Origin of the sequence: Bacteroides sp. LFL-34 (assembly GCF_027257075.1) — a bacterium.
GTDB classification, from domain to species: Bacteria; Bacteroidota; Bacteroidia; order Bacteroidales; family Bacteroidaceae; genus Bacteroides; species Bacteroides ovatus.
This window is the reverse complement of the sequence record NZ_JAPQKZ010000052.1, coordinates 1-15,702: the sequence shown is the minus strand read 5'-3', so window position 1 is coordinate 15,702 and position 15,702 is coordinate 1. Positions and strand designations below refer to the sequence as shown.

At 41.3% G+C, this 15,702-nt stretch carries 11 protein-coding genes; 10 read left to right on the top strand and 1 reads right to left on the bottom strand.

What is annotated here, in order from left to right:
- The first annotated feature begins 11 nt into the window (after positions 1-11).
- From menD to N5O98_RS22830, 4 genes are read left to right on the top strand one after another with little or no spacing between them, the layout of a single operon-like run.
- Positions 12-1,679, top strand: coding sequence for a 2-succinyl-5-enolpyruvyl-6-hydroxy-3-cyclohexene-1-carboxylic-acid synthase (menD, locus tag N5O98_RS22845; protein ID WP_004310000.1), 1,668 nt, complete (start codon positions 12-14; stop codon positions 1,677-1,679).
- Between the two features lie 3 nt (positions 1,680-1,682).
- Positions 1,683-2,507 (top strand): 1,4-dihydroxy-2-naphthoyl-CoA synthase, encoded by an 825-nt coding sequence (menB, locus tag N5O98_RS22840; protein ID WP_004310001.1) that lies wholly within the window; start codon positions 1,683-1,685, stop codon positions 2,505-2,507.
- 60 nt (positions 2,508-2,567) lie between these two features.
- Complete coding sequence (locus N5O98_RS22835; RefSeq protein ID WP_004310002.1) at positions 2,568-3,593, top strand: o-succinylbenzoate synthase; 1,026 nt, start codon at positions 2,568-2,570, stop codon at positions 3,591-3,593.
- A gap of 31 nt (positions 3,594-3,624) precedes the next feature.
- On the top strand, positions 3,625-4,740 hold the full coding sequence (locus tag N5O98_RS22830; protein ID WP_004310003.1) for an AMP-binding protein: 1,116 nt from the start codon (positions 3,625-3,627) through the stop codon (positions 4,738-4,740).
- A 372-nt stretch (positions 4,741-5,112) separates the two neighbouring features.
- Here N5O98_RS22830 and N5O98_RS22825 read toward each other — a convergent pair whose 3' ends face one another.
- A complete protein-coding gene (locus N5O98_RS22825) occupies positions 5,113-5,676 on the bottom strand; it encodes an RNA polymerase sigma-70 factor (protein ID WP_004302268.1) in 564 nt (187 codons plus the stop codon).
- Between the two features lie 173 nt (positions 5,677-5,849).
- Here N5O98_RS22825 and N5O98_RS22820 point away from each other — a divergent pair, with 173 nt between their 5' ends.
- The 6 genes from N5O98_RS22820 (at position 5,850) to N5O98_RS22795 (ending at position 15,590) form a co-directional block, all read left to right on the top strand.
- The gene (locus N5O98_RS22820; protein WP_004319714.1) at positions 5,850-7,841 is read left to right on the top strand and encodes an SUMF1/EgtB/PvdO family nonheme iron enzyme; all 1,992 of its coding nucleotides are present in this window, start codon (positions 5,850-5,852) and stop codon (positions 7,839-7,841) included.
- Positions 7,842-7,935: 94 nt separating this feature from the next.
- Entirely contained in the window at positions 7,936-8,856 is a 921-nt protein-coding gene (locus N5O98_RS22815) for a FecR family protein (protein ID WP_008648521.1), read from the top strand.
- Positions 8,857-9,107: 251 nt separating this feature from the next.
- A complete protein-coding gene (locus N5O98_RS22810) occupies positions 9,108-12,401 on the top strand; it encodes a SusC/RagA family TonB-linked outer membrane protein (protein ID WP_004319711.1) in 3,294 nt (1,097 codons plus the stop codon).
- A gap of 23 nt (positions 12,402-12,424) precedes the next feature.
- On the top strand, positions 12,425-14,038 hold the full coding sequence (locus N5O98_RS22805; protein ID WP_022199280.1) for a SusD/RagB family nutrient-binding outer membrane lipoprotein: 1,614 nt from the start codon (positions 12,425-12,427) through the stop codon (positions 14,036-14,038).
- A gap of 24 nt (positions 14,039-14,062) precedes the next feature.
- A complete protein-coding gene (locus tag N5O98_RS22800) occupies positions 14,063-15,148 on the top strand; it encodes an endo-beta-N-acetylglucosaminidase family protein (RefSeq protein ID WP_004319710.1) in 1,086 nt (361 codons plus the stop codon).
- A 22-nt stretch (positions 15,149-15,170) separates the two neighbouring features.
- The gene (locus N5O98_RS22795) at positions 15,171-15,590 is read left to right on the top strand and encodes a DUF1735 domain-containing protein (protein ID WP_269496042.1); all 420 of its coding nucleotides are present in this window, start codon (positions 15,171-15,173) and stop codon (positions 15,588-15,590) included.
- The last annotated feature ends 112 nt before the right edge of the window (positions 15,591-15,702 follow it).

Here is a 15,702-nt window from a genome sequence, read left to right as displayed (position 1 = left end):
TAATTATCATCATGTATACAGACAAGAAGAACATACTCCAGTTGGTTGCGTTGCTCGAGGCGCATGGGATTACTAAGGTTGTGTTGTGTCCGGGTAGTCGTAATACGCCCATAGTACATACTTTGTCTAATCATCCGAACTTCACCTGTTATGCAGTGACGGATGAACGGAGTGCCGGTTATTTTGCCATTGGTCTTGCGTTGAATGGTGGTAAGCCTGCTGCTGTGTGCTGCACTTCCGGTACTGCATTATTAAATCTTCATCCGGCTGTAGCCGAAGCATTTTATCAGAATGTTCCTTTAGTTGTCATTTCAGCAGACCGTCCCGCTGCCTGGATCGGACAGATGGATGGACAAACAGTGCCGCAACCAGGTGTGTTTCAAACGCTGGTAAAGAAGTCGGTCAATCTTCCGGAGATTCATACGGAAGAAGATGAATGGTATTGCAATCGCCTGGTGAATGAAGCTTTGCTGGAGACGAATCATCATGGAAAAGGGCCGGTGCATATCAATGTTCCTATTTCCGAACCACTGTTTCAGTTCACTGTAGATACGCTCCCGGAAGTGCGTGTGATAACCCGTTATCAGGGATTGAACGTCTATGACCGTGATTATAATGATCTGGTCGACCGGATGAATAAATATCAGAAGCGCATGATTATCATCGGTCAGATGAATCTTATCTATCTGTTTGAAAAAAGATATATCAAGTTATTATATAAACATTTTGCCTGGTTGACGGAACATATCGGCAATCAGACAGTTCCCGGTATTCCGGTAAAGAATTTCGATGCGGCACTTTATGCCATGCCCGAAGAGAAGGTCGGTCAGATGGTTCCCGAATTGCTGATTACTTATGGAGGACATGTCGTTTCCAAACGATTGAAGAAGTTTCTTCGTCAGCATCCGCCTAAAGAACATTGGCACGTATCGCCGGACGGTGAGGTGATCGATTTGTACGGCTCATTAACTACGGTGATCGAAATGGACCCGTTCGAGTTTCTGGAGAAGATAGCCAGTTTGCTGGACAATCGGACTCCTGAATATCCCCGTGTGTGGGAAAACTATTGCAAGATCATTCCCGAACCGGAGTTTGCTTATTCGGAAATGTCTGCCGTCGGTACGTTATTGAAAGCCTTGCCGGAGTCATGTGCGTTGCATCTGGCAAACAGTTCGGTGGTGCGCTATGCGCAGTTATACTCCATTCCTTCTACGATTGAAGTTTGTTGCAACCGGGGAACAAACGGCATTGAAGGCTCGCTGTCTACGGCTGTCGGTTATGCGGCAGCTTCCGATAAACTGAACTTTATAGCTATCGGAGATTTGAGCTTTTTCTATGATATGAATGCATTGTGGAATGTCAACGTTCGCTCCAATCTGCGTATTCTTCTACTAAATAATGGAGGAGGAGAGATTTTCCATACCTTGCCGGGATTGGATATGTCGGGTACCTCACATAAATTTATTGCGGCAGTCCATAAAACGTCGGCCAAAGGTTGGGCAGAGGAACGTGGATTTCTCTATCTGCAAGCGCAAAATGACGAAGAACTGGCTGAAGCGATGAAAACTTTCACCCAGCCGGAAACTATGGAACAGCCTGTGCTCTTGGAGGTGTTTACCAACAAAAACAAGGACGCGCGTATGTTGAAGAATTATTATCATCAATTAAAACAAAAATAGATTATGTCAACACAAAGAGAGTGGACAACCATCAGAGAATACGACGATATTCTTTTTGATTATTATAATGGAATTGCCCGTATCACGATCAACCGTGAGCGTTATCGGAATGCGTTTACTCCGACAACTACTGCTGAAATGAGTGACGCATTGCGCATCTGCCGTGAAGAAGCGGATATTGATGTGATTGTGATTACCGGAGCCGGTGATAAGGCATTTTGTTCGGGCGGCGACCAGAATGTGAAAGGACGTGGCGGATATATCGGAAAAGACGGTGTGCCTCGTCTTAGCGTATTGGATGTGCAAAAGCAGATTCGCAGCATCCCGAAACCGGTGATTGCTGCCGTGAACGGTTTTGCCATTGGTGGCGGACACGTGCTCCATGTAGTATGTGATTTATCCATTGCTTCGGAAAATGCCATTTTCGGTCAGACAGGTCCTCGCGTGGGTAGCTTTGATGCCGGATTCGGTGCATCTTATCTGGCGCGTGTGGTAGGACAGAAGAAAGCACGTGAAATTTGGTTCCTTTGCCGCAAGTATAATGCACAAGAAGCATTGGATATGGGATTGGTGAATAAGGTAGTACCTTTGGAACAGCTGGAAGATGAATACGTGCAATGGGCGGAAGAAATGATGTTGCTTAGCCCGTTGGCTTTGCGCATGATTAAAGCGGGATTGAATGCCGAACTGGACGGCCAGGCAGGTATTCAGGAGTTGGCAGGTGACGCAACATTACTTTATTACCTGACGGATGAAGCACAGGAAGGAAAGAATGCGTTTCTGGAGAAACGTAAACCGAACTTCAAACAATATCCGAAATTTCCTTAAAATAATAGGCTAATGAAAGACTGGTTGTGCAGTAATTAGCAGATTGAAAAGATATTCATTATGGATTGTAAGATAGATATTATTCCCCGGTTGCTCCATTTCAAGCGACCCGCGGGAACTTCCCGGGGAACATATACTACACGAAAAGTCTGGTATCTTCACTTTGCTTCTCCTGATTTTCCGGGTAGAGTGGGAATTGGAGAATGTGCGCCTTTGCCTGCGTTAAGTTGTGATGATCTCCCTGATTACGAAGATATATTAATAAGAACTTGCCGGCAAGTAGAGGAAGAACAGGGAAAATTGGATAAAGATGGTCTATGCAAGTATCCTTCCATCTTATTTGGCTTGGAAACGGCTATCTGGCATTTCTTTGCAGGGAGTTGGGCTTTGTCCGATACGGCTTTTTCTCGTGGAGAGGTAGGGATTCAAATTAATGGTTTGATTTGGATGGGAGATTTTGATCACATGTTATCCCAAATCGAGAAAAAGATGGAAGCCGGATTCCGTTGTGTCAAACTAAAGATTGGTGCTATCGATTTTGAAAAAGAATTGGCGTTGTTACGTCATATTCGTACCCATTTCTCTTCTAAAGAAATAGAGTTGCGTGTAGATGCAAACGGTGCTTTCTCTCCGGGTGATGCAATGGAAAAACTGAAACGTCTGTCGGAATTTGATTTACATTCTATCGAACAGCCGATCCGTGCCGGACAATGGGAGGAAATGGCCCGGCTCACTTCTGAATCTCCGTTGCCGATAGCATTGGATGAAGAGCTGATAGGATGCAACATGCTGGAAGAAAAAAAGAAACTGCTGGCAACCATCCGTCCGCAATATATCATCATTAAACCATCTCTCCACGGAGGAATATGCGGAGGGGATGAATGGATTATGGAAGCGGAAAAGCAACATATCGGCTGGTGGATCACTTCCGCTTTGGAGTCCAACATTGGTTTGAACGCTATCGCCCATTGGTGTGCAACATTCAATAATCCGTTGCCACAAGGATTGGGAACGGGTATGCTCTTTACTGACAATATAGAAGTGCCTCTTGAAATCAGAAAAGATTGCCTGTGGTTTTGTAAATGATAGTATTTAGTGGTATTTAAAGGATATTCTGATGATATTTGATCGACAACAACAGCGCTTGCTACTGGAAGGAAAAGAATACACTTTTGAAGATATAAGCCAACTGATAGCAGGAGGAGCAGAAGCTCATTCTTCTGCTTATTGGGATTTATATCTTTTCCTGAACGAATGGTTTAATGATTCTCCTGTTATTACAGTTCATACATCGGGCTCCACGGGTATACCTAAAGAACTGATGGTACGCAAGGATCAAATGATGCAAAGTGCACGTCTGACTTGTGAATTTCTGAATTTGAAGAAAGGTGAGTCGGCATTATTATGTATGAATCTTCGTTATATCGGTGCAATGATGGTGGTCGTACGTTCATTGGTTGCAGGCTTGAACCTGATTGTTCGTCCTGCTTCCGGTCATCCGTTGGCGGATATAAAAGAATCTTTGAGATTTGTGGCAATGGTCCCATTGCAAGTTTATAACACGATGCAGGTTCCCGAAGAAAAAGAGCGATTAAAACAAACGGATATTCTGATTATAGGAGGCGGAGCCGTTGATGAGGCTCTGGAAACGGAGATAAACCATCTTCCGACTGCCGTTTACTCCACTTATGGCATGACTGAAACTTTGTCGCATATTGCCCTTCGTCGTCTGAACGGAGCATCGGCTTCAGAACATTATTATCCATTTCCTTCAGTAAAATTGTCTTTATCCGCAGAGAATACATTAATCATTGATGCCCCTTTGGTATGTGACGAAACATTGCAAACCAATGACATTGCACGTATCTATCCCGATGGAAGTTTTATGATTCTAGGCCGGAAAGACAATGTGATTAACAGTGGAGGAATTAAGATTCAAGCAGAGGAGATGGAGAAGTTGCTCCGCCCGTTTATTCCTGTGTCCTTTGTCATTACTTCAGTTCCGGATCAGCGCTTAGGGCAGGCTGTCACTTTATTATTGGCAGATCAGCCCGACACAGAAGAAATCGGAAATAAACTACATGAAATACTGGAACCTTATTATCGTCCCAAGCATATATTGACAATAGAATCCATTCCGCAAACAGAGAACGGAAAAATAAACCGGGCAGAGTGTCGCATCTTAGCCAAACAAATGTTGATGACATTTTACCCTCACACCCTCACACCTTGATTCAATCCCTTTATTCATCGGTGTTTCAAGTGTGAGGGTAGAGGTGAGGCCAGGGTGAGGGTAACTTTTTACCCTCACCCTGGCTCGTCTTGTTCCCAGCTAATTTATACTATATTTCCCTATATATCATACATTGATACTTAGGTATTCTTTTGTTAAGCTCTAATGTTTTACAAGGGCTCACCCATGTAAACAAATCTGTTTACAACCGTAAACGGATTTGTTCACAACTGATAGCTTATCTGTCCACACAAGTAAGCCCCTGCTAACTATTAAGCAGAGTGATATAAACAACAGGACTAATACATATATAGAGTACGACTGTTTTTCAAAAGAAAGGCATATACCAGGAAGAGAACATGAGGATGTAGATTATGCACGAAGAAATAACAAGAGTAATAGTGGCATATACTCCTTTAATTCATTACGTAAAAGTTCCATCGTTTTTTGTTTATATCGATTGATAGACTTCACGCTAAGATTCATCTCTTCTGCAATCTCTGTATGAGTTTTGCCTTCAAAGAAACTTTTAATAAAGACCGTTCGATAGTTTTCGGGAAGTTTGTTTAATGTCTCATACAACATTCTGTATAGCTCATCAAGAGTATATATACTATCCGGTTCTGTTTCATAGACAGGAGCTTTCTTCTGTATATTTTCCGCATAGCTCCATTCATATTCCTGATGTTTCAGGAAATTCAGGCAGCTATTTTTTACGCACATTTTGATGTAAGCTAATGCGGTGTTCGATTGAAGATCAAAAGAATCAGTATCCAGTTTATCCCATAATGAGGTGAATACATCCGAAACGATGTCTTCACGTGTTTCTTTATCATCAACAAACCTTTTTGCATACAAACAAAATGGGGCATAATACTCCTCATAAAGTTGTTTGAAAGCCCGTTCCTTAGTCTGTTTGGAAAAAGATATTTTCATTATTTAGAGGTTCTGTAGTTTTTCATTTTGCTGCAAATATATAATAAGATAATTATCAAAGCCTAATTTTCGATTCTTTTTTTTGCTTTCAACACTAATGAATAGAAAATAATCAGATGAGGCTGTCCTTTTGTATATAGGTTGATTGTATTATATATAAACGGGATTAAAATATGAAAAACAAGTTTTTTTTATTGGCTATAACCTTTTGTTTGCCAATACATTCTCAAGGAGTTTCCAAGTCTTTTATTCCGATGGCTGAAATACCTGCCGGAAGTTTTTATATGGGAAGTGACGGATTAGGCGAAGATTTTGATGAGGCTCCTATCCATCAGGTAATAATCTCTCGCCCGTTTCGTATGGGAATCACTGAAATAACGAATGCGCAATATGAATCATTCCGTCCGGAACATCGGGCATTACGAGGAAAAAACGGTGTTTCGCTGGAAGATGATGAAGCAGTCGTCAATGTGAGTTATTCCGATGCTGTTGCCTTTTGTGAATGGCTTAGCCGGAAAGAAGGCAAAAACTATCGTTTGCCAACAGAAGCGGAATGGGAATATGCTTGTCGGGCAGGCACATACACACTATTTTCTACAGGAGACGGGTTACCTGCAGTTTATCATCGGAATCAAAAAGTGGTTCGTGACTTTGATCCGGTATCTTTAAAAGTAGCCCAGACTCCTCCTAATACATTCGGGCTTTATGATATGCATGGAAATGTGGAAGAATGGTGCTTGGATTGGTATGCTCCTTATTCCGCAGAAAAGCAGAAAGACCCGGCAGGACCGTTGACCGGAGAGTTTCGGGTCACTCGAGGAGGGAGTCATCACACCCCGGAGAAATACTTGCGAAGTGCCAATCGACTGGCTATGCTCCCGGAAGATAAACATTCCCAAACCGGATTTAGAATTGTGGAAGCAGATACTCGTTTGAATGTATCGGGAACATCTGCCCCTGTCCCGTTCAATCAGAAATCTGTAGAAAATACATCTATAAAATGGAAAAAAGTATCTGCTATCACACCGATGTTTTTGCCTCCGATACCATTTGTGGTACGTCCGGTATGTGATTCGAATACCCCATTTTATCTGCATAATCATCAGCCTGCAGTTACGTGGTGTGATAATGGAGATTTGCTGGCAATATGGTTTTCTGCAAATGAAGAGAATGGGAGAGGGATGGTAGTACTCGGTTCCCGCTTGCGTGCCGGGCACACTGATTGGGATGTGGCTTCTTTATTCTTTAAAGTTCCGGATCGGAATATGACAGGAAGCGCTTTGCTCAATGACGGGAAAGGAAAATTGTATCATATCAATGGAGTGGAAGCATCGGGAGACTGGCAGAATCTCGCAATGGTACTACGTACCAGCACAGATAACGGTGCTTCATGGAGCACTCCTAAACTGATAGCTCCCGAACATACCAAACGTCATCAGGTAATAGCTGGTACGATTCGCACACGTGAGGGATGGCTGGTTCAAGCCTGTGATGCGGGTCCCGGCAGTCATGACGGGGCAGCTGTTCAAATCAGTAAAGATGGAGGAAAAACATGGTGCGATCCTTGGGATGGCGCTCCTTTGCCGGATTTCAAAGAAGGAGGAACGGGAAGTACAATCGCAGGTATCCATGCGGGAATTGTACAATTAGGGAACGGAAGTTTGATGGCTATGGGGCGTGGTAATAGCATACGGAATAAAGAAGGAAAGCTCCGAATGCCAATGAGCATATCAGATGATATGGGAAAGACCTGGAAATATGTAGCAAGCGAACTCCCTCCTATTGACGGAGGTCAGCGTCTTGTTTTAATGAGACTGAATGAAGGACCTTTGCTATTGGTTTCTTTCACAGACCATCCGCAACGTACGCCTTTGGAAGAACGTGGTCTGGAATTTAAGGATAAAAATGGAAATGTGAAGAAAGGATATGGCATGTATGCGGCTCTTTCCTACGATGAGGGAAAAACATGGCCGGTAAGAAAACTACTGACGGACGGTGAATATCGTTTTTTAAACGGTGGAGCATGGACGGGATATTTCGAAATGGATGAAAATCATGCTGAACCACGTGGCTATCTTGCAGGAACACAAACTCCTGATAATGTGGTTCATATCCTTAGTAGCCGATTGCATTACCGCTTCAATTTGGCATGGCTCGAAAAATAAAATAAAAAAAGTTTGTTTTTGCTGTCCTTTTCCAATTACTTCAGTTGTATTATAAGTGTAATTACAATTAAAAGATAAGATTTTGAAAGAAAATATGGAAAATATGAGTCCGGAATCATTGCTCCGTAAAGCACAAGCATTGGGAGATGATATTAAAGAAATGGAATCCATTGATGTATTGGGTGCCTATTATCAAGCACAAACCAAAATAAAAACTAATAGAAGAAAGAACATGTATAATCAACTGATGCGTTATGCAGCATTTCTGACTATACCTTTATTTCTCTCTTCTCTGGTTTTGGGATATTTATATTTTAGTGGAACAGAAACCGACGAGAAATATGCAGAGGTGGTAACCGCTACCGGTTCTGTCATACGTTATGAACTTCCGGATCATTCTGTAGTATGGTTGAATGCAGGTAGTACATTGCGTTATCCTACCACTTTCAAGAAAGACAACCGGTTGGTAGAACTGAAGGGTGAGGCATATTTCGAAGTGCAGGCAGACAAAGATCGTCCTTTCTATGTAAATACTCCGAATGGCTTGAGCGTATATGTTTATGGTACCAAATTTAATGTAGCTGCTTATGAGGATGATAATTATATAGAAACAGTATTGGAAAAGGGTAAGGTAAATGTGATAACCCCCGATCAGGAAACAATCGTATTGGCTCCTGGAGAACAGTTGCTTTACGACAAACAGAGTCAAAAGTCGAAAAAAAATAAAGTGGATGTCTATGGAAAGATAGCTTGGAAAGATGGAAAACTAATTTTCAGAAATGCTTCATTAGAAGAAATCCTGAAGCGTCTGGAACGACATTTCAATGTAGAAATTCAGTTTAACAATAGGTCTGGAAAAGAATATAAGTACCGGGCTACTTTCCGGACTGAAACTCTGTCGCAGATATTGGATTATCTGGCCAGGTCTGCCGATTTAAAATGGAAAATTGAAGAACCGCAACAACAGGCAGATGATACATTATCAAAGACTAAAATTAGAGTAGATTTATATTAGAGTAGTAACCCTTAAAATAAAAGCCCATGGAATAACACAAGAGAATAAAAGAAAGGAAGAAAGCTGCTACCAACAGCTGTCTTCCTCCGAATTTTCCAGATTCACGGTACAAGGTCTCGCAAACACTAGCCGGAATCAAACCATAGTTCATTTAGTAATAAACTTTAGTTAGCCACAAATGTATGAAAAAAAATCATTCATTTACAGCATTATGTCCTAAATATGCTTTAAATCTAAAACTTCCTTTAGTTATGAGGATTAGTCTAGCACTACTTTTCGCAGTAGTATTACAACTTTCTGCCGAAGATGGCTATGCCCAGCGAACGCGGGTTGCCATTTCAATGAACAATGTATCTGTAGAACAGGTACTGAATAAAATAGAGGAGACGTCCGACTATGTTTTCCTTTATAATGATAAAACAATTCAGAAGAATCGTATTGTTTCTGTGAGAAACAATTCAGGTAAGATCCTGGATATTCTTGATGAGGTATTTAAAGGAACCAACATTACTTATACAGTGGTTGATAAGCAGATTATCTTGTCTACCAATAAATTGAATGTAACAGAGCAAGATCCGACTATTCAGGTAAAAGGTACAGTGAAAGATACAAAAGGAGAACCTTTGATCGGAGTGAATGTGAAAGTAAAAGGGACAACTACCGGTGCTATTACAGATTTCGACGGAAACTTTCAGATTCAAGCTAAAAAGGGAGCGGTATTGGAGATCTCTTATATTGGATATGCTTCTCAAGAGGTGAAGGTTACAGATAATAAATCGCTTTCCATTGTGATGACGGAAGATGCAAAAGTCTTGAATGAGGTTGTTGTAACGGCTTTGGGCATTAAACGCGAAACCAAGTCTTTGACATACAATGTGCAGCAGATTGGCGGCGACGAAGTGGCAAAGGCGAAAGATATGAATGTGATGAGCAGTCTTGCCGGTAAGGTGGCGGGTGTGAATATCAATGCAAGTTCATCCGGTATTGGAGGCGGTGCCCGTGTGGTAATGCGTGGTACGAAGTCTATATCAGGTAATAACAACGCTCTATATGTAGTAGATGGAGTTCCTTTGGCTAATATATCAGGTGAACAACCCGACGATCAGTATACGGGTGCCGGACAATCCGGTGACGGATTGGCTAACTTCAACGCTGATGATATAGAATCAATTTCAGTACTTAGCGGATCGGCCGCCGCTGCACTATACGGTTCGGCTGCTGCCAATGGTGTGGTACTTATCACAACGAAGAAAGGAGCTGTAGATAAAACCAGATTGACTTACAGTAATAATTCAACTTTCTATTCACCATTCCGATTGCCGGAATTCCAGAATACGTATGGTTCGGAAACTGGAGAGTGGTATAGTTGGGCATCTAAATTGTCATCTCCTACCGATTATGAAGTTAAAGATTTTTTTCAGACAGGTTACAATGTAGCAAACACTGTAAGTCTGACTACAGGGACACAAAAAAATCAAACCTATGTATCCGTAGGTGCTGTGAATGCCCGGGGTATCATTCAGAATAATGACTTGGACAGATATAATTTCTCTGTTCGTAACACGACCTCTATGCTGAATGATAAACTGACGATGGATTTAAGTTTTATGTATTCTAATGTAAAGGAACAGAATATGTTGTCGCAAGGAGAGTATGCCAATCCATTGGTTCCCGTTTATTTATTTCCGCGCGGTGATGATTTCTCGAAATATCAGTATTATGAACGATATGATGTAGACCGTAACATAAAAACACAGTTCTGGCCATTGAAAGAAAATGGATTATCCATGCAGAATCCTTACTGGATTACGAACCGGAATATGTATACCAACAAGAAAGACCGTTTTCTGGCAAGCGGTTCACTAAAATATACGATAACAGATTGGTTGAATGTTTCCGGACGCGTGAAACTGGATAAGGAAACTATCAACTCGGAAAAGAAAATGTATGCTTCCACTTTGAATGTGATTGCTGAAAACTCGGATAAAGGAGCATACGTGCAATCGAACAAGAATACCAGTCAGATATATGCGGATGCCATGTTGAATATCAATAAATATTTCTATCACGACACATGGAATCTGACAGCATCTTTAGGTGCCAGTTTATTGGATTTGGATTATAAGGAACTTAATTTTGGCGGCGGATTGCTGACCATTCCTAATCTGTTTACTTCTAACAATGCGAACGTTTCCGGTAAATTAACCTATAAAAATACGAACTATCACGACCGTACCAATTCTTTATTCGGAACATTCTCATTAGGATATAAGGGCATGGTTTATGTAGATGGTTCGTTACGTAATGACTGGATATCTGCTTTGGCAGGAACAAACCATTCTTCCATATTATATCCTTCTATCGGTGCTTCAGCGATTCTGACTAATATGTTTACAATGAAATCTAACATTCTTTCTTATGCAAAGGTCCGCCTTTCATATAGTGAGGTGGGTAATGCACCGGAAAGATTCAGGGCTATCACTACTTACGCAGTGTTGGGAGGGTTGAATACCACTTCTTATTTCCCGATAAAAGACCTTAAACCGGAGAGAACTCATTCATGGGAAGGAGGATTTAATTTAGGTCTGTTTGATAATAAACTGACACTGGACGTGACAGCTTATAAGACATATACGGAGAATCAGCTCTTCAGTCCGGAAATTTCTACAACAACCGGATATTCTAAATTATATGTAAATGCAGGTAAAGTAACGAATAAAGGTATTGAGTTAGCTCTTGGCTTTAAACAGAATATAGGGCCTGTAGATTGGAAAACAACTTTACTATGGTCGCTCAACAGAAACCGCATTGACCAATTACTCCCTGAATATACAAATGAAGAGTTGGGAGTGACAGTACATCTGGACGAAATGGATGTCTATTCGTTAGGCGGTGCCAAACAGCGGCTAACAGTAGGGGGCTCTATGGGAGATGTATATGTGAATACAATGAGAACTGATGAGCATGGACATATCTGGATGAATTCAATGACGGGTACATTGGAAACAGATAAGAATAATTATGTCTATGCTGGTAATACCAATCCGAAATATACTCTTAGCTGGAGAAATGAATTTAATTGGAAAGGAATCAGTCTCGGATTTATGTTGAATGCCCGTGTAGGTGGTATCGGAGTTTCTGCCACTCAAGCTGTAATGGACTATTATGGAGTGTCTAAGACATCGGCAGAAGCGCGGGATAATGGTGGCGTGAAAGTAAACGGCCAGATGATTGATGCCCAGACATGGTATCAGACTATCGGAGCTAATGGTACAGGTTATGTAGGTTCTATGTATGTATATAGTATGACGAATGTTCGTTTGGGAGAATTGACATTGGGATATGATATTCCGATCAATAAATGGTGTAAATGGATTTCTGGATTGAATGTGTCCTTTGTAGGACGTAATTTATGGATGCTATATTGTAAGGCTCCATTTGACCCGGAATCTACTGCAAGTACAGGTACTTATAACCAGGGTATGGACTATTTCATGCAACCGAGTTTGAGATCGATGGGATTTTCTGCAAAGATTTCTTTCTAATTGGATAACCTTTAAAAAAAATAATGATGAACATACGTAAGTTTTTTAAAGTAAGGAACTACTACTTACTCCTTGGAGTAATCATGATAAATGTAGGTTGTACAAAGAATTTTTTGGAGTACAATACCAATCCTAATGAAGCAACCGATGAGATGACGGATTGGGATAATGTGAGAACTGGTTCTCTTCTTTTACAGATGGAGCAGAACGTACTGGTGGTAGCACAACCGGGACTTAATATCGGTTCGGACAGATATCAGACTGTGGAAGTGATGGGTGGAGATGGTTATGTCGGCTATTTTGGTTTTCCTGCTCCCAGTATCAATTCTGCCGGTCGTTACAATTGGGATAAAAGAAGTTGGTATGGTGATATGTTCACTACCAATTACCTGACGACTATGAATGCCTGGCGTGAAATAAGAAAAGCGATTAACAATGACGAAGATCCCCGGTTTTCTATGGCACAAATTCTGAAAGTAGCGGCAATGCATCGTGTGACAGATACCTATGGCCCTATTCCTTATTTGAATTTTGGAGTTTCAAAAGAAGTGCCTTATGATTCGCAAAAGGATGTTTATTACAGATTCTTTGAAGAATTGGATGGAGCTATCAATAACTTGGATAGTTATGCTGCATCCGGAAGTAAAGTTTTGTCATCATGGGATTGTGTGTTCAACGGTGATGTTACATCTTGGATAAAGTTTGCCAATTCACTTCGTTTGCGTCTTGCATTGCATCTTGCCTATGTGGATGAAACAAAGGCAAAAAGTGAAGCCCAACTGGCTATTGGCAATAGTTATGGATTGATGAATGTGAAGTCTGATTTAGCAGAACTTCAGCATATTACTCCGATAGCGACTTATGAAAGTCCTCTGTATATTCTGAAAGGATGGGATGATATTTGTATGGGAGCGACGCTGGATTCATACATGAATGGTTATCAGGATCCACGACTTTCTGCTTACTTCGAGGCAGGTACGGGTGGAAAATATCGGGGTATAAGAGCCGGAATGTCAAAGGACGTAAGTAAGGATAAATATATAACAGGAATCTTTGCCGAACCACAGGCAACCGCTACTTCCAATGTAGTGTGGATGCGTTCATCTGAATCATATTTCTTGTTGGCGGAATATGCTTTGCGTTGGGGAACGAATGCCGATGCTAAAAAGTATTATGAAGATGGAATAAGAATGTCATTTGATGAACATGGTGTATCAGGAGCTGACGCGTATCTGACAAGAACTGCGGCGGGTGGATATGTGCCTGCCAATTATGAGGATCCGGTGACATCATCTCATTCCATGGATGCTTTGGGGACTGTTTCTATCGCTTGGGATGAATCGGGAGATTTTAAAACAAATCTGGAACAAATCATTACTCAAAAGTACATTGCTCTTTATCCGGTGGGACAAGAGGCATGGACAGAGTTCCGCCGTACCGGTTATCCGAAAGTATTTCCGGTTGTTGTGAACGAAAGTTCCGGAGGTTCTGTAGACACAAATATACAAATCCGCAGATTACCTTATCCGGAATCGGAATATAATACGAATAGAACAGAGTTGGATAAAGGCATCACACTTTTAGGTGGCGTAGATAACCCGGGTGTCAGATTGTGGTGGGATGTGCCTAATAAATAATTGGTTACTTAAATAATGCAGAATATGAAAAGAAATTATGTATATTTTTTGTTCACCTATCTCTTGACATTTGTTGTGAGTGGTTGTGATACGGATATTGAACCGGAAGTTATACAGGCAGCTAATACTTATAATGAAGAATATTATCAGAACCTGCGTGAATATAAGAAAACAGATCATGCTATTTGTTTCGGCTGGTATGCCGGTTATACTTCAGAAGCATCTCCTTCGCAGGGGCTTCATTTCACTGGTCTGCCGGATAGTCTGGACATTGTCAGTCTGTGGTCAGGTATTCCTTCCAACAATCCGGCTTATGTAGAAACGAGTTATTATAACGAGCGTTATTTGCCGACTGCTTATGAGGAAATGAATTATATCCGTACAGTAAAGGGGACTCGCGTTGTGATGTGTACGATTTGCCGTATTGGAAGTACGGAGTTTCCTAAAACCGACGCAGGTATCGAGGCTTATGCTTTGCATCTTGCGAGATGTGTGTTGCGTAATGATCTGGATGGTTTGGACTTGGACTACGAACCGGAAGGCGACTGGTTGCAAAATGATAACTTTACAAAGTTTATAAAGGTATTGGGAAATTATTTCGGTCCTCAATCGGGTACAGGCAAATTATTAATTGTTGACTTCTATAATCAGCTGCCTCCTAAGGAAACAGAACCTTATGTCGATTATTTTGTACGACAATGTTACACCACCGGTAGTGCTCAAAGTTTGCAATCTAAATTTGACCAGCTTAGCAGCTGGTGTCCTCCTGAAAAATTCGTTGCTACGGAACAAATGGGATGGTACTGGCAGAATGGTGGAGTCGAATTTACGGAAGCCGATGGAAATAAAGTAGATTCATGGGGCAATCCAATCTATTCTGTAATAGGTATGGCACGCTGGAATCCTACACAAGGACGAAAAGGCGGATTCGGTGGATATTATTTTGAATATGAATACAATACCACTCGTCCTGCTAATCAGGCTATAGGTGATAAAGAGAAAGCCGCTATTCCTTATTATAGCCTTCGGCGTGGTATTCAGGAACAAAATCCTGCCGGAAAGCCTGTACAACAGTCTACTAAACAAGAAACGGAAGAAGAAAATGGATGAATTTTAAATTTGTATGCAAGGTATGAAAACATTGAATAATATAAAAAAGATATGGGGAGCTGCTTTGATAGGAATAGCTTCTTTTATGCTGCTGGGATGCCAGGAAGCCGCTCAAAAAGGTGACGGGTTGTTAATGACCGGAACATCTTCGGATAGATTGGTAAAGTTCGCCATTGATGGATTTCCATCTGCGTATGCTGTTTCTGTGACTTCAACTTCTCGCGTTGAATCGGATATTCAGGTGAATCTGGCTGTTGATGCAAGTCTGGTTGATACTTATAATGAGGAAATGGGAACCAATTATTATCCCATTCCGGATAAATCATATACATTTGAAAATCCGGAGGTTACTATTTCAGCAGGACAGGCAATTTCTTCTGCTGCCTCTCTTTCAATTGCCGATGATTCGGAATTTGTTCCGGGACGTGTTTATTTGACTTGAGTTCAACTTATAAATGCAACTTTTTGGGTGCGGATAATAAGCAATAAAAACATTTATTTTTCAGAGAGGAAAGAGAGACAATGTCCCCCTTTCTCTCACTCTGAATGGATAA